General features: G+C 66.4%; 21 protein-coding genes. 15 read left to right on the top strand and 6 right to left on the bottom strand.

What is annotated here, in order from left to right:
* The first annotated feature begins 35 nt into the window (after nucleotides 1-35).
* Nucleotides 36-1,241: an MFS transporter gene (locus tag AHOG_RS17455; protein ID WP_093942314.1), complete on the top strand. Its 1,206-nt coding sequence runs from the start codon at nucleotides 36-38 to the stop codon at nucleotides 1,239-1,241.
* Nucleotides 1,242-1,647: 406 nt separating this feature from the next.
* On the opposite strand, the gene AHOG_RS17450 is transcribed toward AHOG_RS17455, so the two are convergent.
* From AHOG_RS17450 to AHOG_RS17440, 3 genes are all read right to left on the bottom strand, one after another.
* The gene (locus AHOG_RS17450) at nucleotides 1,648-2,058 is read right to left on the bottom strand and encodes an arsenate reductase ArsC (protein WP_093944545.1); all 411 of its coding nucleotides are present in this window, start codon (nucleotides 2,056-2,058) and stop codon (nucleotides 1,648-1,650) included.
* A gap of 277 nt (nucleotides 2,059-2,335) precedes the next feature.
* The gene (gene arsB, locus AHOG_RS17445) at nucleotides 2,336-3,421 is read right to left on the bottom strand and encodes an ACR3 family arsenite efflux transporter (protein ID WP_093942313.1); all 1,086 of its coding nucleotides are present in this window, start codon (nucleotides 3,419-3,421) and stop codon (nucleotides 2,336-2,338) included.
* On the bottom strand, nucleotides 3,418-3,786 hold the full coding sequence (locus tag AHOG_RS17440) for an ArsR/SmtB family transcription factor (protein ID WP_093942312.1): 369 nt from the start codon (nucleotides 3,784-3,786) through the stop codon (nucleotides 3,418-3,420). The genes arsB and AHOG_RS17440 overlap by 4 nt, the downstream gene beginning before the upstream one ends.
* A gap of 84 nt (nucleotides 3,787-3,870) precedes the next feature.
* Here AHOG_RS17440 and AHOG_RS17435 point away from each other — a divergent pair, with 84 nt between their 5' ends.
* From AHOG_RS17435 to AHOG_RS17400, 8 genes are all read left to right on the top strand, one after another.
* Entirely contained in the window at nucleotides 3,871-4,317 is a 447-nt protein-coding gene (locus AHOG_RS17435; protein WP_093942311.1) for an ArsI/CadI family heavy metal resistance metalloenzyme, read from the top strand.
* Between the two features lie 512 nt (nucleotides 4,318-4,829).
* The gene (locus tag AHOG_RS17430) at nucleotides 4,830-5,744 is read left to right on the top strand and encodes a hypothetical protein (protein WP_211290431.1); all 915 of its coding nucleotides are present in this window, start codon (nucleotides 4,830-4,832) and stop codon (nucleotides 5,742-5,744) included.
* A complete protein-coding gene (locus AHOG_RS17425; protein ID WP_245856281.1) occupies nucleotides 5,741-7,147 on the top strand; it encodes a UvrD-helicase domain-containing protein in 1,407 nt (468 codons plus the stop codon). Before AHOG_RS17430 ends, AHOG_RS17425 begins: the two co-directional genes overlap by 4 nt.
* A 252-nt stretch (nucleotides 7,148-7,399) precedes the next feature.
* Nucleotides 7,400-7,696 (top strand): type VII secretion target, encoded by a 297-nt coding sequence (locus AHOG_RS17420; RefSeq protein ID WP_093942309.1) that lies wholly within the window; start codon nucleotides 7,400-7,402, stop codon nucleotides 7,694-7,696.
* Nucleotides 7,696-8,874 carry a DUF6973 domain-containing protein gene (locus tag AHOG_RS17415; RefSeq protein WP_093942308.1) on the top strand — a complete coding sequence of 393 codons (1,179 nt, stop codon included), beginning with the start codon at nucleotides 7,696-7,698 and terminating at the stop codon, nucleotides 8,872-8,874. Before AHOG_RS17420 ends, AHOG_RS17415 begins: the two co-directional genes overlap by 1 nt.
* A 1-nt stretch (nucleotide 8,875) precedes the next feature.
* Nucleotides 8,876-9,322: a hypothetical protein gene (locus tag AHOG_RS17410; RefSeq protein WP_245856280.1), complete on the top strand. Its 447-nt coding sequence runs from the start codon at nucleotides 8,876-8,878 to the stop codon at nucleotides 9,320-9,322.
* 1,136 nt (nucleotides 9,323-10,458) lie between these two features.
* Nucleotides 10,459-10,812 carry a helix-turn-helix domain-containing protein gene (locus AHOG_RS30355; RefSeq protein ID WP_342746034.1) on the top strand — a complete coding sequence of 118 codons (354 nt, stop codon included), beginning with the start codon at nucleotides 10,459-10,461 and terminating at the stop codon, nucleotides 10,810-10,812.
* A 104-nt stretch (nucleotides 10,813-10,916) separates the two neighbouring features.
* Nucleotides 10,917-11,672 carry a site-specific integrase gene (locus tag AHOG_RS17400; RefSeq protein WP_157736883.1) on the top strand — a complete coding sequence of 252 codons (756 nt, stop codon included), beginning with the start codon at nucleotides 10,917-10,919 and terminating at the stop codon, nucleotides 11,670-11,672.
* Here the strand turns inward: AHOG_RS17400 and AHOG_RS30270 are convergent.
* The 3 genes from AHOG_RS30270 to AHOG_RS17395 all read right to left on the bottom strand — a co-directional run bounded on the left by AHOG_RS30270 (nucleotide 11,667) and on the right by AHOG_RS17395 (nucleotide 14,373).
* Nucleotides 11,667-11,792 (bottom strand): hypothetical protein, encoded by a 126-nt coding sequence (locus tag AHOG_RS30270; RefSeq protein ID WP_281258031.1) that lies wholly within the window; start codon nucleotides 11,790-11,792, stop codon nucleotides 11,667-11,669. The two genes, AHOG_RS17400 and AHOG_RS30270, sit on opposite strands and share 6 nt — an antisense overlap.
* A gap of 1,314 nt (nucleotides 11,793-13,106) precedes the next feature.
* Nucleotides 13,107-13,631, bottom strand: coding sequence for a GNAT family N-acetyltransferase (locus AHOG_RS28705; RefSeq protein ID WP_157736882.1), 525 nt, complete (start codon nucleotides 13,629-13,631; stop codon nucleotides 13,107-13,109).
* Entirely contained in the window at nucleotides 13,624-14,373 is a 750-nt protein-coding gene (locus AHOG_RS17395) for a GntR family transcriptional regulator (RefSeq protein ID WP_093942305.1), read from the bottom strand. Before AHOG_RS17395 ends, AHOG_RS28705 begins: the two co-directional genes overlap by 8 nt.
* 383 nt (nucleotides 14,374-14,756) lie before the next feature.
* Here AHOG_RS17395 and AHOG_RS17390 point away from each other — a divergent pair, with 383 nt between their 5' ends.
* The 6 genes from AHOG_RS17390 to AHOG_RS17365 all read left to right on the top strand — a co-directional run bounded on the left by AHOG_RS17390 (nucleotide 14,757) and on the right by AHOG_RS17365 (nucleotide 17,118).
* Nucleotides 14,757-14,948: a helix-turn-helix domain-containing protein gene (locus AHOG_RS17390; RefSeq protein WP_093942304.1), complete on the top strand. Its 192-nt coding sequence runs from the start codon at nucleotides 14,757-14,759 to the stop codon at nucleotides 14,946-14,948.
* On the top strand, nucleotides 14,948-15,412 hold the full coding sequence (locus AHOG_RS17385; RefSeq protein ID WP_093942303.1) for a DUF3307 domain-containing protein: 465 nt from the start codon (nucleotides 14,948-14,950) through the stop codon (nucleotides 15,410-15,412). The genes AHOG_RS17390 and AHOG_RS17385 overlap by 1 nt, the downstream gene beginning before the upstream one ends.
* Nucleotides 15,413-15,437: 25 nt before the next feature.
* Nucleotides 15,438-16,181, top strand: coding sequence for a DUF4097 family beta strand repeat-containing protein (locus AHOG_RS17380; protein ID WP_093942302.1), 744 nt, complete (start codon nucleotides 15,438-15,440; stop codon nucleotides 16,179-16,181).
* A gap of 196 nt (nucleotides 16,182-16,377) precedes the next feature.
* Complete coding sequence (locus AHOG_RS17375) at nucleotides 16,378-16,581, top strand: hypothetical protein (RefSeq protein ID WP_157736880.1); 204 nt, start codon at nucleotides 16,378-16,380, stop codon at nucleotides 16,579-16,581.
* Nucleotides 16,578-16,775 carry a hypothetical protein gene (locus AHOG_RS17370; protein WP_093942300.1) on the top strand — a complete coding sequence of 66 codons (198 nt, stop codon included), beginning with the start codon at nucleotides 16,578-16,580 and terminating at the stop codon, nucleotides 16,773-16,775. The genes AHOG_RS17375 and AHOG_RS17370 overlap by 4 nt, the downstream gene beginning before the upstream one ends.
* A gap of 79 nt (nucleotides 16,776-16,854) precedes the next feature.
* Nucleotides 16,855-17,118 carry a hypothetical protein gene (locus AHOG_RS17365; RefSeq protein WP_157736879.1) on the top strand — a complete coding sequence of 88 codons (264 nt, stop codon included), beginning with the start codon at nucleotides 16,855-16,857 and terminating at the stop codon, nucleotides 17,116-17,118.
* Nucleotides 17,119-17,188 lie beyond the last annotated feature (70 nt).

The following is a 17,188-nucleotide window of genomic DNA, read 5'->3' as shown; positions in this document are numbered from 1 at the left end:
GGCCGCTGCGCGGCGGCGTCGTCAAGAGTTCAGCCATGCGCACCTATGGAGAACTGTTCCGGACACCGGAGTTCAGCCCGTTCTTCCTGACCGTCTCCGTGCAGATCGCGGCCATGACGGTGAGCCAGCTCGCCCTGGGAACGTTGATCTACGAGGTGACCGACTCTCCGCTGCTCTCCTCGCTCGCCATGTTCGGTCCTTCCCTGGCGCAGGGTATCGGCGCCCTCACGTTGCTGTCCGCAGCCGATCGACTGCCTCCCCGCGTCACCCTGGTGGGGCTGGCGCTGCTCGCGAGCATCGGCACCGCGGCCCAGGCCGTTCCCGGCTTACCGGTGTGGGGAGTCTTCGCGCTGCTGATGGTGCTGGGACTGCTCGGCTCGTTGAACGGCGGTGTGCGTTACGGACTGCTCAACGAACTCCTCACCGACGAGGGTTATCTACTCGGGCGTTCGGTCGTGAACATGTCGGTCGGAGTCACGCATATCTGCGGATTCGCGCTCGGGGGCGTCCTCGTGGCGTTCCTGACCCCACGAGGCACGCTGCTCGTCGGCTGCGCCCTCTATCTCGTCGCCGCGGTGGTCGCACGACTCGGCCTCACCCGCCGCCCGCCGCGGGCGGCCGGTCGACCGTCTGTCGCCGAGACCTGGCGTAACACCGCCGTGCTCTGGTCCTCCAAGCCACGCCGCCACGTCTACCTGGCCCTGTGGGTGCCCAACGGGTTGATCGTCGGTTGCGAGTCCCTCTTCGTCCCCTACGCGCCGGGCCATGCGGGTCTCCTCTTCGCCTGCGCCGCGGTGGGGATGCTCGCCGGGGACACCCTGATCGGCCGGTTCGTCTCACGGCGGTGGAAGAACCAGCTCAGCATTCCCCTGCGGCTGCTGCTGGCCGTCCCGTACCTCATCTTCTTCCTGCACCCGGGCCCGCCGCTGGCTGTGACGGCCGTCGTCCTCGCGTCGATCGGATACTCGGCGAGCCTGCTCCTGCAGGAGCGCCTGATGGCGGTCACGCCGCCCGAACTCAGCGGCCAGGCCCTGGGGCTGGACTCCTCCGGCACCCTCGGCATGCAGGGCGTGGGCGCGGTCCTCGCCGGTGCCGTCGCACAGTTCACCTCGCCTGCGACGGCGATGGGCATCATGGCGATCGCCTCCGTCGCGGTCACCGTCGCCCTGATCCCCGCACTCCGGGCACCGCTCCCGCGACGCGACGCCGACGTCCTCGGCGCGCGATCCACCGGCGAATGAGACGCCGATGCATCCGGTGCGGAACGTGTCCCCGTCACCGATCACGACGGCGGCGACGGGGGCGTTCCGGAGGTGGGAGTCGCCGGAGTACCGGCGGCTCCGTGATTCCCGGCCTGTGACCGCGTGGTGCGCCGGCGGTGGAGACGCCGTTTCCGACGGCCGGGTATGGCCGTCATCGGCTTCCGTATCGGGTCACGCGGAACGGCGCGGGAGACACCCGGATACGGTGCCGGCCCGTGACGTGCCGGAGGTGATCGCTGATGAGCGGCCGGGCGGTGTCGGAGGCCTGGACGAGTGTCGACGACGACCTGGAGGCAACGTCGGCGTCCGGGGTCGGGCATCGATCACCCGGTCACCCCGGGCGCGGGTTACCCGAGGCGCCGGCCGGGCAGCGTGTGTCGGCTGTTCAGTCGGAGACGGCGGTGAGTTCGGTGAGCAGGGTACGGACGCGTCGGTCGATCTCGTCGCGGATCGGCCGGACGGCGTCGAGGCCCCGACCCGCGGGGTCGTCGAGTCGCCAGTCGAGGTAGCGCTTGCCGGGGAAGACGGGGCAGGCGTCGCCGCAGCCCATGGTGATCACGACGTCGGCGGCCTGGACGGCCTCGGTCGTGAGGGGTTTCGGGAACTCCTTCGTGAGGTCGAGACCGAGTTCGCCCATCGCCGCGACGACGGCGGGGTTGATCGAGTCGGCGGGGGCGGATCCGGCGGAGCGGACGACGACCCGGCCTTCGGCGTGGTGGTGGAGCAGGGCCGCGGCCATCTGGGAGCGGCCGGCGTTGTGGACGCAGACGAACAGCACCTCGGGAAGTTCGGACACGGTGGCTCCTTCGTTCTCAGCGGTGGCCTGGAGGCGCGGGGTGGACCGCGGCGCGAGCACGGCCGGCGGAAGTGGAGGGAGGCGGTCTCGGCGAGTCGATCCAGTCGTGGTGGCCGAGGCCTGCCCCGGTGTCGGCGCGGCAGACTTCGTCGAAGCGGGCGGCGGGCCGAGCGTTTGTGCGCGTCGAGTCGTGCCCGCACCCGTGGTCGACCGAGGCGGCAGCGCTCCATGTCGACGCCCGGTCGGCCTGCGCGGCGGTGGCTGTTCGGTCAGGCGGCTACGCGGAATCGGGGGAGGGACGGGTGAAGCGTCGACGTAAGGCCAGGGAGACGTAGACCAGGCCGACCAGGACGGGGACCTCGATGAGCGGGCCGACGACTCCCGCCAGTGCCTGGCCGCTGGTGGCACCGTAGGTCGCGATGGCCACGGCGATGGCCAGCTCGAAGTTGTTGCCCGCCGCGGTGAACGCCAGTGCCGTGGTGCGTTCGTAGCCGAGTCCGACGGCCTTGCCGAGGGCGAAGCCGCCGCCCCACATCACCGCGAAGTACACCAGCAGCGGCAGGGCGATGCGCAGCACGTCGAGCGGGCGGCCGAGGACCTGATCGCCTTGCAGGGCGAAGAGGACGACGATGGTGAACAGGAGGCCGTAGAGCGCGACCGGGCCGATCCGGGGTAGGAACCTCGTCTCGTACCACTGGCGGCCCTTCGCCTTCTCCCCGAAGTGTCGGGTCAGGAATCCCGCCACCAGGGGGACTCCGAGGAAGATCAGCACACTCTTGGTGATCCGCCAGCCCGACACGGCGAGGTCGGTCTGGGCGAGGCCGAGCCACCCGGGCAGCACCGCGAGGTAGAACCAGCCCAGGACCCCGAACATGAGGACCTGGAAGACCGAGTTCAGCGCCACCAGGACGGCGGCGGCCTCGCGGTCGCCGCACGCGAGGTCGTTCCAGATGACGACCATCGCGATGCAGCGGGCCAGTCCGACGATGATCAGCCCGGTGCGGTACTCGGGCAGGTCCGGCAGCAGCAGCCACGCCAGGGCGAACATCAACGCCGGGCCGATGATCCAGTTCAGCGCCAGGGAAGACCACAGGAGCCTGCGATCGGCGGTGACGGTGTCGACGCGGTCGTAGCGGACCTTCGCCAGCACCGGGTACATCATGATCAGCAGGCCTGCGGCGATCGGCAGGGAGATCCCGTCGATCGACACCGCGTTCAAGGCGGTGTCCAGGCCGGGGACGGCCCGACCCGCGAGGAGACCGGCGACCATCGCGACGGCGATCCACACGGGCAGGAACCGGTCCAGGGTCGAGAGCCTCCCGACCAGACCCGGCTGGGCGGTGGTCTGCTCGGCGACGCTCACGTCGAGATCACGGCGGCGCGGCCGGCGGGCGTCAACACCGTGGACAGTCGGGACAGCACTTCGGGATGGACGCGGTAGTACACCCAGGTGCCCCGTCGTTCGCCGTCGATCAGCCCGGATTCGCGCAGCACCTTCAGGTGGTGGGAGATCGTCGGTCCGGTGACGTCGAAGGCGTCGGTCAGGTCGCAGACGCAGGCCTCCCCGCCGGCATGGGAGGCGATCAGCGAGAGCAGGCGCAGTCGGATCGGATCGGAGATGGCCTTGAAGATCTTCGCCAGCTCGACCGCCTGCGCCGGTGCCAGGGGTTCGCGGGCCAGTGGGGAGCAGCAGGCGTCCATCGCCGCCACCGGCAGTTGCTTCGACATGTGTCTATATTGACAGTCTTCGAGATAGAGGGCAAGCTGCATCCCGTCTTGTTTCGATAGTCATCTATCCAAGGGAGCTCGTTCATGTCTCGCGTCCAACTAGCCCTCCGCGTCGGCGACCTCGAGGGCTCGATCGCGTTCTACTCGACGCTGTTCGGTGCCGAACCGGCCAAGCGGCGCCCCGGGTATGCCAACTTCGCCGTCACCGAGCCCGCGCTCAAGCTCGTCCTGCTCGAAGGAGAACCCGGCCAGGCCACCGTGCTGGATCACCTCGGCGTCGAGGTCGCCTCCACCGACGAGGTCGACGCCGCCTCCCGGCGGCTCACCGGCGAGGGCATGGAGACCCTGGTCGAGAAGGGCACCACCTGCTGCTACGCCGAACAGGACAAGGTCTGGGTCCACGGCCCCGGCCAGGAATCCTGGGAGGTCTACACCGTGACCGGCGACTCCGCCTCCTACGGCCAGGACAGCCCCACCGCGGCCGCGGCGGCCTGCTGCGACGCCGACACCGACTCCCCCGCGGTCGGCTAGCTCGTCCGCCCGGGGGTGGTGCCGCCGGCGTGCACCGCCCCCGGCGATGACCGGACCCTGCGCCGGAAGAGACCAGCCGTCGACCAGGGTCCGCCCCAGGGGGCGACGACTCGACCACATCGGCTTCCCACGCTTTGAAACCCGCCGCGCTCCTGATCCACGACCGTCGGCCCGTCGGATCAGCCCGGCGCCGCTGATCACCCCGGTGTGGGCGCACACGCCCGAACTGGGCGAGCAGTGCTCACACCAGTGCTCCACGAGAGGACCGACGACCAGCCAGCCCGCGATCGGCCGTCGGTCGAAGGCGGGCGGCGACGGCGACGGCCAGGGCGACGGGCAAGCCGCGGGCCCGTGGCGACCATGGTGCGCGGCGACCAGCTGCGCGGCGACCAGCTGCGTGACGGACAGATGTGCGGTGAGCGGACGCGGGGCCCGAGGCAGGGCCACCGAGGCCACCGGGCGGCAGGACGAAGAAGACCCCGGCGGAGACCGGTGAGCGAGAAGGTCGCGGCGTGGCTCAGAACGGTGCCTGCCTGCCAGGCGGACATCGCCAAGCGCGGCAGGGAGCCGGCGAGCAGCTGCCCGCCCGGGGCGATGACGTACCTGCCGCGACCCAGGCAGCCGCCCGATGCGGCCGGAAGTCCAGCGGCGTCGAGCTGGCCGAGGTGTCGTTGTGGCTCAACACCATGCACCCCGGCATGCGGGCACCCTGGTTCGGCCTGCACCTGCGGCGCGGCAACTCGCTCATCGGTGGGCGACGAGCGGTCTACGCGGGAGAGGACGTCGCCTCGGCGGCGAAGGCGTGGCTGAAGACGAAGGGCGGGTTGGCACCGACCCCGTTGCCGTTTCGAAAGGACGGCGTGGAGCAGCCGCTGCCACCGGACGCGGTGCACCAGTTCCTCCTGCCGAACCCGGGATGGGCGGCGGTCACCGGGATAAGCGAGGCCAAAGACCTGGCGGGCAGCGAGGTGGCGCAGCTTGCTGCCTGGCGGCGGGGTGTCCTCCAACGGCCGAAGCGCAGTACGGCGCACCTGAACAAGAACACCGGCGAGCCCAAGATGAAGAACGGCCGGCCCCAACCAGAGGCGCCGTCCCAGTTCACTCGGCTGCGCGACGCCGCCAGGCGGGTGGAGTTCCTGTGGGCGCTCGTCGTCGAGCGAATGGAGATCTCCGAGCAGGCGATCGCCCGCCGGATCGACGTCTGGGGCGCTGATCCGACCGATCCCGAGTTCGGCTTCCTGCGGCGGCCGGAGCACGCGGTGCAGAAGGAGCAGGTCTTCGAGGACCTCTTCCACGCCGTCGACACGCCCTACTGGCGGTTGAAGACCGTTATGGACGCCTGGTGTGCGCTCTGGTTCTGGCCGGTCGACAAGGCTGCGTCGGTGGACCGGGCACCGGCAAGACCATCGTTGCTCTGCACCGAGTGAAGCACCTCGCCGAACAGCTGTCGCCAGGCTCAGACAAGCCGATCCTGCTGACCACCTTCACGAAGAACCTCACCACGGACCTGCGTGCCCGCCTTGCCTCGCTGCTGGAGCCCGAGTTGCTGGCCCGCGTTGAAATCACTCACATCGACCAGCTCGCCGCACGAGTTCTCAGCGAGAGCGTCGGCGTCGGTAGGCAGCGGGTATTCGACACCGTGGCGCTCGGCGTCCTCCGTCAGGTGCTCGCTGAGGTCGACGACCAACGCTGGGACGCCGAGTTCCTTCTGGAGGAGTGGGATCAGGTCGTTCTCGGCCAGTCACTGAACACCCGCAAGGCATACTTCGATGCCCGTCGCGCAGGTCGCGGCCGATCGCTCACCCGCCCGGAACGCAACCAGATCTGGAAACTGCTGGAACAGTTCACCGTACGTCTGGACAAGGAAGGCATCGAAACCTGGGGCCAGGCTGCGGAGCGGGCGGCTCGCCTCGCGATGGAGCGGGCTGCGAAAATCGAGGCACGGCGGGACAACGAGGCGGTTGGTGGCGCGGAGGAGGCCCAGCCCGACGACAGTTCGGGCAGGTGCTATCGCAGTCACCGCTATCGGCATGTGGTCGTCGACGAGGCCCAAGATCTCCGCGCCGCTCACTGGACGATGTTGCGTGCCATGGTCCCGAAGAGTCCCAATGACCTGTTCATCGCCGGCGACACCCACCAGCGCATCTACGACCATCAGGTCACCCTCGGCACGGTGGGTGTCAACATCCGTGGTCGTTCCTCACGGCTGACCCTCAGCTACCGCACCACGCGGGAGATCCTCGCTCGCGCGATCGGAGTCGTCGATCCGCAGAAGGTCTCCTACGACAACCTCGACGACGGTGCCGACACTCTCGAGGGCTATCGCTCGGTGCTCCATGGTCCAGCCCCCGAACTCGCGGCCTGCTCATCATGGGAGGACGAACTGATCCAGCTCGCCGCAGCCTTGAAGAATTGGCGCACAGAGATCTCCACTGGAGACAACGGGATTCGGCGCGACCCCCGCGGCAACGTGGCAGTCTGTGTCGCGGATCGGGACATGGTCGCCCAGGTCATGAGCTATCTCGCGACGCAGGCGGAGATCAGTTGCGCCGAACTCACCAAGGACGGCCCCAAGGGCGATGGTGAGGTTCACGTCGGCACCATGCACCGCTTCAAGGGACTCGAGTACCAGAAGCCGGCGATCGTCGGCGTGTGCGATGGCGTCATTCCCCGCACGGCCGTGATCGAGCGCTACCGGAAGGAGGATCAACAGCGCTCCGCTCGCGAGGAACGTAAAGCACGCTCGCTGCTTTTCGTTGCCGCGACCCGTGCCCGCGACACGCTGAGGATCAGCTGGTATGGCAGGCCCAGCCCGTATCTGCCGGTGTAGACGACGCGACGGCTAGCGTCGCTTCGTCAATCCCTGGGTAGGTCACGGCTCCGTGAGGAGTCGGGAAAGCACTGTTCGTTGACTGTAGCGACATGATCGACGCAGAGTAACCATGGGGCCCGTTGCGGCGTGTGATGACGCCACGTCAGGTCGACAGTTCCGGTTCCGAAGGAGAGTTCCCGGATTTCCGGCAATCACGGATACAGCCTGCGGTGTCGTTGATACCCTCGGTAGGGGAGGGAGGGGGGAAGGGTGACGGATTTCGAGGTCGATCCAGCAGCGCTGCGCGCTGCGGCTGACGCCGCGCAGCAGGCAGCGGATGTCGTGCGAACGCTCGACTTGGGTCGGGTGACGGAGCTCGCCACCGCGCTGCCGGGGACGGAGTCCGCTGGGACCGCCGGTCAACTCGGTCCGCATTGGGAGGACAGCTGCGCGAGTTGGGCCGAGGGCATGAACTCCTACGCGGCGAACCTGAACTCGGCCGCCGATGACTACCAGGAGCGAGACGATGCGAATGCGCATGGTTTCGGCCAGACGGTAGGCGGTTGATGGCCACTTGGGACGAGATCAGGCAGTGGCGGCCGGACATGATCGGTCAGGTCGGTGACCATCTCTCCGCACAGAACAAATTGGTCGTCGGTCTGCAGGACGAGCTCGATGGCGCCAAGCCGGCTGAGTGGGGCGGGGATGCGGCGGAGGCTGCGGAGAGTGATCTCCGGGCCCGTCGCCAAGCGCTTGAGGACCTCGTTGCTCGACTGTCCGCTGCAGTGACGATCATTGATGACACTGAGAGAGCCGTGCAGGATCTGGTCCGCAGCGTCGAGGCGACCGAGGAGCACGCATTGAGGAACGGATACCGGATCGAGAACGGCGAGGTCGTCGAAACTGCGGATTCCGAGGGATTCCTCATGCTCATGACCCTGCACGCGGAGGTGCAGGGCATCCTGGGCCGTGCGGCCACGATCGACACCGAGTTGAACTCCGTGCTCGCACACATCCTGTCCGGTGAGATCGACGACGCGGGAGCGACGACGCTGGCGGAGGCGGCGGAGGCTGGCGAGGACCGTATCGTCGATGAGCAGCGGCATCGCGATCTGCTAGCCGAGTACCAGGTCAGGACTGACGATACGACCATGTGGCCAACCGGTCTGGCTGGCTGGATCGCGGAACTGAGAGACATCCCGCAGGAACGGCTTACCCAGACCGAGGCGCAGATGCTCGACGACCTGCAGAAGCGCAAGGGACTGCTCGGACTTCAGGAGTTCGGCGACATCCGACAGGATGCACTGCATGTCTCGGAAAGCATGTTCGAGGGAAAGGGCGGGACCGATGGGCACGCGGACGCGTTCCGGCACGCCTACTGGAATGCTCTGATGACACAGCGTTACGGCGAGCAATGGGCGGGCGAGTTCGCCACCGCACATGAGCGGAACCCGGCCGGCCACCACATCCCGGTGGCCATGGATCTGCACAATAATGAGGTGGGCCGCGAGATCGCGGGAGCCAATCCGGACGCTAGTTCCGAGGAGTTGGCCGCATTGGTCGAGCAGGCGGTCACGGATGGCAGAATGGTGGTCATCGACAAAAACGACACCCTAGTGCCATCCAATCAGGTGAACCCGGGCGAGACCCGCGATACCAGTGGTGACCCCTGGCCGACGGACAATCCTGGGCGCGGCGACGACCACGACCCCGGCGAACCGTCGGCGACTCCGGACCAGTACTGACATGCGCTTGATATTGCCCCTGCTTGCACTGCTCGCCCTGGTGGCGGGATGCGGCGCGAACACCTCGGGAGTGCAGGTGGAGTTCGACGTGGAGCTCGAGACCGCGATCGTCGAGTTGGGCCGGTCCGGCGGCTCGCGGCCGTTCAAGGAGCTGGCCCCCGGCGACTGGACCTCCGTGCACGTCCTCACCGGACCCGCGACCGGTGCGTCGATCGAGAGAGAACTGGGTCGACCCGTCGAGATGACGGGTGACGGTACCTACGACGGTGACTACGTCCAGGAGGGCAACCTCTTCGTTTTCCAACGCGACGACGAGATCGTGCGGATGGTCAGCCTGGGTCAAGTTGCCGCGCTCGGTGTGGGTGAGTACCGGGATGACGTGGTCCTGCAAGAGCAGGACGGTGCCATCAAGATGGTCGACCCGGATGGACGTCCCGCAGGCCGCTGACCGGGCTTCCGCTGAGATCGGCCGCCGCTCTTGGACGCTTCGACAGGTTCGGGCATGGGCGCTCGATCGGGTGATCGGGCCTTTGTGGTCTGCGTGACGCGGGGCGATAGGCCAAGGCGTGTGTGCTACTCGGGCCCGTGGGTGAGCCGATCGAGTCGGTGGTGAGGTTCCTGCGGGACATGCGGGCGGGGCGGTCGAACGTAGTTGTGGTCGCCACGATCCTCCCGGAATCCTCCCGCTTGCGGACATTTCGGCTGATCATTGGAGCGTTACGTGGTCACGACTACGGTCAACCGTCAGGCCTGAGCGGTCCCTCGTGCTGTCGTCTCCGGACGAGCAGCTGTGGTGCAGCGTGGCGACGTGGTCGAGTGCATCATCGAGTACATCTCGATAGCGGGCTGCGGCATTCCGGAGTGGCGGGAGCGGGCTTCGACTCGGCGACTTGAACGCCAGATGGGCCTCGGGGATGAGCGCGATCGGCGTGCCCCAGCGCCGGACTCGCGGCGCGGTTGGAGCGTCCACTGGACGTCCTTCTGCGCGGAGCTTCGGGGAGGGAAGCGTCTGCCGACACGCTGGATCAGTCTTAAGTAGATCTCGGGCGAGTCGTCCATGATGTCCGGATATCGGCGAGCCCGCCAGACTGTGCCAGCCGATCAGCCCTGATCGGGCAGGGTCGCACCCGGCCTTCACAGCCGGGCCTCATTGCGGCTCGAAGACGCGGGGCACGGTCAGCACGAACGTCGGGTCGCACCCGGCCTTCACGGCCGGGCCTCATTGCGGCCACCGGACCGCATACGCGCTGTCCCTGCGGGCGCCGGTTGTACCCGGCCTTCACTGGCGGGCCACATGCGGCCGCCCGGACTGCCGGGTGCTGGGGACGCGCCGCGAGCGTTGCCCCGGCTTTCATGGCCGGAGCCTTATTGCGACATCTAGATGGCCATCGTCCTGGCGTCCCGTGGCGAGTTGCCCCGGACTGTGCGGGCTTGGCCGTACTGCAGGTCGACCGACCGGAGCCTCGGGATCCGCTTGATCATCGCCGGGTGAGGTGTCGGGTCTGAGGGGGTGGAAAGTCGTGGTTCTGCTGTCGAATTTCGGCTTTCTCGGCGGAGTTCAGGGGTGTCAGCTCCGACTCGCCTGTGGAGGTCTTCGTGAACCTGATCGACAGCGGCACTGCCTACCGTCCTCCTTCGCGGTCACGAGGGGCGTCGTCTGCGGCGCCTGGGCCTGAGTCGGGTAGCTCGACTATCTCTAGGACTGGAGAGAAGGCGGTGAGTCCTCGGGACAGGTCGGTGTTGTTGTACAGCCCGGCCGAGGCGGCGCGGTTGTTGGCGGTGCGGGAGTCGTGGTTGCGTCGTGCGGCCGGGCGTCGGTTGATTCGGTGCACGTTTCTCGGTAAGCACCTGCGGTTCTCTGAGGCTGACCTGACGGCGGTGATCGCTGCCGGAGCCCGTCCTGCCCGCGACGTCCGTCGGTCGCGTTCGGCGCTCTGAGCTGCCCGGCTGTGGGTTGGGCGGGTAGCTGGCTCTCTGTGGTGATTGGAGCGTCCATGGTGTCGTGGCGCGTCCGCGGCACGGCGGGTGAAGGGAGAAATGCGGTGGCATGGGTGGAGAAGCGTGGCACGAGGTCATGGCGTGTGCGGTACGTGCGTGACGACGGCACCCTCGGATCGTTGCCGGGCTTCGCGACGAAGCGAGCCGCTGCCGATCACGCCGAGGACATGGAGAGCGATCAACGACGAGGCAACTGGATCGACCCCGCCGCCGGCCGACTCACTCTCGCGGAGTGGAGCGTTCCCTGGATGGACGCGCTGGATCTCGCCGCCAACACGGAGAATCAGTACCGCAGCCTGCTACGCAATCACCTGCTTCCCCGGTGGGGCGACGTCGCCATCGGGGACATCACCGGCATCGCGGTGGCCGCTTGGTCGAAGAAGGTCCGTGCCACCGGTCACGCCCCCGCGAGTGTCGCCACCATGGTCAAGCTCCTGTCGATGCTGTTGGCCGACGCCGCCGACGAACGCCTGATCCCCGCCAACCCGATCCGCCCCAGCCGCCGAGGACGCCGCCGACGTACGCGCGCCCCCGAACGGCAGTGGGCCACCCACGAGCAGGTCCTCACCATCGCCGATCAGGCCACCGCCCTGGGCGGCGCCTGGGCGGGGACCCTCATCATCACCGCCGCCTGGACCGGCGCCCGCTGGGGCGAACTCCTCGGGCTGCAACGGCACAACACCCACCTCGACGACGCCCGCATCGTCATCGACCCCGACCACGGCGCCCTCCACGAGATCAACGGCAAATTCAGTCTCGGCCAACCCAAGACCGCCGAATCGTCTTCATCGCTCCTATGAGGAGTTCCAACCACGGCCCGTATATCCCTCGTTGGTGTCCTCACGAGTCTTCATCGCTCCTATGAGGAGTTCCAACACGACGTCGAACGGCCGCCGATCCTGCCGTACCCGCGTCTTCATCGCTCCTACGAGGAGTTCCAACTGGAACGCCGGAATGGAGCTCGACGGCTGCGCCGAGTCTTCATCGCTCCTACGAGGAGTTCCAACATGCGCCGCTCGCCGACCTGCCAGAGTCCGGCCCCGTCTTCATCGCTCCTACGCGGAGTTCCAACGGCATGCGGATCGCGAGCCTCGCCCGGTCGAGCAGAGGTCTTTATCGCTCCTACGAGGAGTCTTGCCTGCAACTGTGGGGCTCGGTGATCTGCCGTTGAACGAGTGGGGGGGGGGGGCGTCCGGGAGGTCGCTGCTCGCGGCGCGGTGACGCTGGTTGGATCAACGGTGTGGCGGGCCACCACCTTGGTTCCGATCTCGGCCGCGCGGCTTGACCGGTGCTGGGCGGGGTCCCATCGAGGTGAACCCGCAATGCACCGGCTACCCGTGTCGACTCGCTCTGGCATCCGAGCCCGCAGGAGGTCGGCCATCGGCCCATCGGGCTGGGGCGGGATTCGCCGGTTACGGCCGGATCTCGTTGTGGTTGCTCGGTGCCCGTCGGCTTGGTCGGCTTCGACGAGCTGCTGGGAGCAGCTGGTGGGGGGCGGAAGGGGTGCCTCCGGGTGTGTTCGACGACGCTGAACCACGTCCGACGGTTCCCCGAGGGGCTCGACCCTGCCTGCCGTGAACGTAGTGGCGCGGGTGGCGGCTCTTGCGAGGCGTCGTTCATATCGAAGGGTTCACCGGTTCGGTGAGGATGGGGTCGGCGTCGGCCCTGGTCAACCGACGATGGTGATCTTCGTCGGCGGGCTGTCGATCGACTGGGGGATCCGGGGGAGCGCCCCCGGCGGGCCCGGTCTGATCACCTGCTGAAAATCTCCGCCACTTTGCTGCCCCAAGCCGTACCGGATACCGTGGGCAGGAGCGAACCCGGGATCGTTACCTGTTAGTGACCTGGCGGGTGTCGCCGGCGCGACCCCATATCGCGTTCGTCAAGCGGATCCTCCCAGAATCCTCCCAGAACCGGTCGCAAGCCGCCGAGAAGGCCACAGTGGACGGACGAGGAAGATCGACATCGGCACACGAAAAGCCCCGCTGACCTGGGCTTTCGCCTGGTTCAGCGGGGCTTCGCGACCGTCGGGACGACAGGATTTGAACCTGCGACCCCTTGACCCCCAGGACGTTGGGTCAAGTGCTGACCTGCGCGAAGTGCTTCTCCTCAGGTCTGCCTGATGGTCTGCTGTTGCTGTTTTCTCCACCGTCGCGACATCGCATGGTCCACAGGTGGTCCACGGGCTCAGCGGACGGGTATCCGGCGGAGCGCGGCCCTTGCAGGGGAAAGCTCTAAGTGAGGTATGGAATCTCGATTTGCTCGGCTACTGGCCGCTCAAAGAGTGCTCCGCTGCGACGCCCTGGGATGTGGACCGTGCCCATGTAGAAGAACCCCTGATTCAAGTAATACTGATGTAGATCCGCGTTCGTCTTCCATGCGTCAAGTCTGAGCTTGCCGACCTTGCCAAGCGCGTAATTATTCGCCCAATTCAGCATTGCGCCACCTAGGTTTCTTCCCGCGTATTTCCTTGTGGTGGCCATTCGCGAAAGGTACAGGGCCGGTGTTGCGTCTTTCCAGAATGGTTCTCCTGAATCGCCAAGCGTGATCGTTCCGGCCAGTTGGCCGGCTGGTGACTCAAGCAGCCATACTTTTCCTTCTCGTATTCTCTCCGCCATCCTTTCTCGCGGATCGACTATGGGAAGCGACCATTGATCTAGTCCCCTTTCTGCAATCCACAAAGAGCGCTCCTCGATCAAGGACGCTGCTTCATTCAGGTCTTCAATTGCGGCCAATCTCATCCGAAATCGGTCACTCATTTTTCCCTCCGACGACGTACTCAAGTTCCCACCGGTCGCCAGGAAAAATGCTCACCATGTGTCGAACAGGAGTATCGTCAATCCTGAAAGACGTTCGAACATGTTGAATCACGTAGACGCCGGGGGCGACGTCCAGACTCTCAATCTCAGCGGAACTTGGGCGCCGGCACGTTACGTGATCGACACTTTTACCGTCCATGGGAATACCCAGCTTGGCCATCACGTGTCGACCCCCGGTAGGGATGTCGCTGGGATCGGCGATCGGGCTTCCTGCCACGTGGCTGCGCACGAAATATGAGTCCGCAAGAGCGTAAGGGATTCCGTTCACGCTGCGAACCCGTTTCCGGGCGATCAATGCAGTACTGCTAGAGACTTCGAGCTTCTCGGCGATACGCTCATTAAGAAGCGTCTCGACAGAGATGGTCTGGCTAGCCGTCATTCCTTGCTTCTCAACTGCGGCAACGAAGGAATCAATGGGCTGACGGTTGTCTTCGAAGCGGGTGAGGGGAAGACGAACCCGAGTAGGCCGGTACACGGTGGTGCCGTGACGCGCGCGGCTCACGACGTAGCCCTCGTGAAGCAGCAGCGTCAGCGCGGTGTTGATCACCTGCTTGCTGACCCCGTAGGTCTCTTCCATCTGCGGCCGGGTCGGTAGCTGATCGCCGTCGGCAAGCGCGCCGCTGTCGATCTTTGCCGCCCACTCGGACGCTATCCGCTGGTAGGAGGGTGTTTCGAGCCCCATCGGTGCACCTCCGGCACTGCTCCAAACGAGTGATAGAACATGTTCATTCTATTCAACCACTTGCGCGGGGCGGGCCGCCATGGTCACTATGAACATGTTCAACATGCAGTGCGGCGGATGAAGGGCCTCCTTATGACGGGGCCGCGCACCGCCGCCGCGTTCATTGACAAGTTCAGAGGGGTAACGACGCCTGCACCCCTGGCAGCGCTCTGCGATGACCCGCGTTCGATGCGGTGAGCGGATGTGTGGCATTGGACGCCGATGTTGGGAGATCGAAAGCTGAGGTTACCCCCGTATTGTTCTCTGGCACTTCCCGTGCCGGATGTTTCGTTGATCCCCGGTGTGTCCGGAGGTCTTCGTCTCGTCCGTGAAGGGAGACAGGGATGCAGTTTTATCGAGTGAAGGTCGCCGCCGAGATCTTGGATGTGTCGCCGGCGACGGTGTATCGAGAAGTCGGCGCCGGTGCGCTCACTGCGTTGCGGATTCGTGGTGCTGTCCGCATTCCCGAGGCATCGCTTCTGGCGTATGTGCGGGAGCGCGAGATTCCGTCGGGCGTTGCGTCGGCGGTGACGTGATGGTGGTGGACCTGGTGTCGGCGGTGACGTTCGCCGTGGTGCTGCCTGGCCTGTTGGTCGCGCACATGGTGGCGGATCATTGGTTTCAGTCCTCACATCAGGCGGGTTGCAAGGGCCTGGTCGGGTGGGCGGGTCGTCGAGCGTGTGCGGGGCATGTGGCGGTGTACACGACAGTCACGGCCGTGGTGGTGGCAGTGCTCTGGGTCGCGTTCGGATTGGCGATCACTCCGGCCGGTTTCGTTCTGGGGCAGGCGGTGAGCGCGATCACGCATTACTGGGCAGACCGTAGGTCGACGCTGAAGAAGTTGGCTGAGGTCACTGGCAAGGGCCAGTTCTACCGTCTCGGATCTCCTCGGGAGAACCGGGATGACAACCCGTCGTTGGGGACGGGCGCGTATGTGCTCGATCAGTCGTGGCATCAGGGGTGGTTGTTCGTCGCTGCTCTGTGCACGGCGTTGATCTGATTCGAATAGGGAATGGGGAGTCACAGTGGATTCAGTTCGTGTGCTTGACGGTGATAGTGCGCGTGCCGTTGTCGTGGATGTCGGAGCGGGGAACGTGACGGTTCGTGCCAGTGATCGTCCGGGCATCACGGTCACCTTGTCACCGATGTCGCCTGGTGACGAGGTGGCCGCTGGGCTGATCTATCGGGCTGATGCCCGGTGGGACGGCGGCGTGGTGCGCATTTCGGTGCCCCGGCCGACGGGGGGCGGCGTGGTGACCGGCATGACGGTGATCAACGGTCGGATCGTCGGCGCTCAGATGGCCAATGGTCACGTGTTCGGCGGGGCGGTGTCGGTGCTGGTCGAGGTTCCGACGGGTACGGCGATCTCGGTGACGACCGAGTCCGCCGATGTGCGGACCCTGGGCACGGTGTCGGAGGCGTGGGTGTGGACGGTCTCGGGCGATGTGGCCGTGGACACGGTGTCATCGCTGGTCGCGCAGACGGTCTCTGGTGATGTTCGGTCGTCTGTCGGTCCGACGCTCGTGGACCGGGCGCGAGTCAAGACGACCTCGGGCGATGTCGATCTGCGTGCGAGCGGCCCGGCGTCGGTCTCGACCGTCTCTGGGGACGTGCGGTTGCATGGGACCGGTCCGTCGGCCGATCTGACGGCGCGCACGGTCTCCGGTGACATCACGATCTCCGCCGACCCGTCGGCGCGCATCGCTCCCATCGCCCGCACGGTGTCCGGTCGGGTCCGGACGCCCGCCGTGCAGGGCCGTGGGTGGTGATGTCGGTGTCGGTGGAGCTGTGGCCCGGCCGGTGGGAGGTCGCCGACCGGGTCGCTGACGGGCGGATCGCGCTGGACGCGGCGATGACCGCCCGCCGCCGCTGCCGGGGGGCGTGTGGCCGGGTGATGCCGTATTGCGTTCCGCCCAGCACCGATCGGCGGTGCTGGGACTGTTTCACAAAAGAAGGGAATTCGGAATGAAGATGGTTGCCGTGGAGAAGCTCACGCTTGGTCATCAGATCATCGTGAATGACACTCGGTGGGAGATTGTCATCGTGAATGAGTTCGACCGAAAGAATCCCACCTTGGTGCGACTGTGGGTGTGCGCGCCGGGCACCGCAGGGCGGACGAAGTCGAAGCCGCTGACCTTTCGCACCGGGGAGAAGGTGCGGGTGGCATGAGGCGCGATGATCTGCTGCTGTTCAGATCCAAGATCAAGCCTCTGCACGCGGCGATCAACGCGAAAGACATGAAGACCGCACAGAAAATCATCGATTACCTGTTGCGGGAGGCGTCATCTCCGGCGGCGATGATCGAGGTTCTGGAAGAGATGCACCTTCGGGTCAAAGGACGCCCGTTCGACGGAAAGAAGTGACGGACCGGGCGGGATGCCCTGAGAAAGCCCCGCCCGGACCCTGCCTCATCCCTAGACGAGACGTGAGAAGGGTACACCCATGCGCATTCCAGATTTGCTCGCACCAACGGACGCGCTCACGCTGCTGAAGGAGCTGCCGAAGTCCATCGCGGCAAATTCGAATCGACGCGCCGAGATCAAGGCGGTCAGCAGACTGATCAGCGCTTCCGTGGAACTGGGAGAGCGAATCTATCTCCCCGGAAAGACGCGTCGTCTGAGGCCGGATGCCAAGCCTGCTGACATCGCTCAACTGAAGGAGATGTCGCGGGAGATCTACCGCCGCGCCAAGGCACTCGGCTACTAGCAGTTCGCCCCGCTCCGCAGGCGGACCGCCCGTTCGAGTCGGGCCGGGGCACCGCGACCCGTCGTCAGAC

The organism is Actinoalloteichus hoggarensis (assembly GCF_002234535.1).
Taxonomy (GTDB): domain Bacteria; phylum Actinomycetota; class Actinomycetes; order Mycobacteriales; family Pseudonocardiaceae; genus Actinoalloteichus_A; species Actinoalloteichus_A hoggarensis.
This window is presented reverse-complemented; position numbering and strand designations above follow the sequence as displayed.